The organism is Streptomyces sp. NPDC060031, from assembly GCF_042736805.1.
Classification (GTDB): Bacteria; Actinomycetota; Actinomycetes; order Streptomycetales; family Streptomycetaceae; genus Streptomyces.
On sequence record NZ_JBHWVM010000212.1, the window covers coordinates 1 to 1368 of the forward strand.

Annotated in this window: 1 protein-coding gene; it reads left to right on the plus strand. The window is 65.1% G+C overall.

From position 1 onward, the window contains the following. Window positions 1-124: 124 nt before the first annotated feature. Window positions 125-1330: an IS256 family transposase gene (locus tag ACFWB8_RS37095; protein WP_377779100.1), complete on the plus strand. Its 1206-nt coding sequence runs from the start codon at window positions 125-127 to the stop codon at window positions 1328-1330. The last annotated feature ends 38 nt before the right edge of the window (window positions 1331-1368 follow it).

The following is a 1368-nucleotide window of genomic DNA, read 5'->3' on the forward strand; positions in this document are numbered from 1 at the left end:
GGGAGTGTCTAATAAACGGCGGATCTGTTGATCATGGAGACGCCAAGTGAGTGAGATGACGATCGAGCACGAGTCCGTGGCTGAGCCGGTGGGTGTGGCCACGTCGGACGAGCAGTTGATCGCGATGCTGGTCGAGCGGGCCCGGACCGAGGGCATGCAGTTGACCGGTGCGGGCGGGCTGCTGCAGCAGTTGACCAAGCGGGTGCTGGAGTCCGCCCTGGAGGGCGAGATCACCGATCACCTCGGGTACGACAAGCATGATCCGGTGGGGAAGAACAGCGGCAACAGCCGCAACGGCACCCGGTCCAAGACCGTGCTGACCGATGTCGGGCCGGTCGAGGTCAAGGTGCCCCGGGACGTGGCCGGCAGCTTCGAGCCGCAGATCGTGCGCAAGCGGCAGCGCCGGCTGACCGGCGTGGACGAGATGGTGCTGTCGCTGTCAGCGAAGGGTCTTACCCACGGGGAGATCTCCGCGCATCTGGCCGAGATCTACGGCGCCGAGGTCTCCAGGCAGACCATCTCCACCATCACCGACCAGGTGATGGAGGGCATGGCCGAATGGTCCAACCGGCCACTCGACCGCGTCTACCCCGTCCTGTTCGTGGACGCCATCAACGTCAAGATCCGGGACGGCAAGGTCGCGAATCGGCCCATCTACGTGGTCATGGCCGTCACCGTCGAGGGCACCCGGGACATCCTCGGTATCTGGGCCGGCGATGGCGGCGAAGGCGCGAAATACTGGCTGCAGGTCTTCACCGAGCTCAAGAACCGCGGCGTGGACGACGTGCTGATGCTGGTCTGCGACGGACTCAAGGGGCTGCCCGACGCGGTTGAGGCGGTCTGGCCCCGAACAATTGTTCAGACGTGCATCGTTCACCTCCTGCGCAACAGCTTCCGATACGCGGGCCGCCAGGACTGGGACAAGATCGCCAAGGCGCTCAAGCCCGTCTACACCGCCCCGAACGAGAGCGCGGCAGCCGAACGCTTCGGAGAGTTCCAGGACGCCTGGGGGAAGAAGTACCCGGCGATCATCAAGCTCTGGGAGAGCGCCTGGGCCGAGTTCGTGCCCTTCCTCTCCTTCGACGTCGAGATCCGCACGGTCATCTGCTCGACGAACGCCATCGAGTCCGTCAACGCGCGGATACGCAAGGCCGTCCGGGCCCGCGGACACTTCCCCACCGAGGCCGCGGCCCTGAAGTGCGTCTACCTGGCACTGATGAGCCTCGACCCGACCGGCAAGAGCCGCAAGAGGTGGACCATGCGCTGGAAGGCACCCCTGAACGCCTTCCAGATCGCCTTCGAGGGCCGGCTCACCCCAGCCAACAACTGAACCTCAAAACCAAGATCAGCCGTTAACTGGACACACCC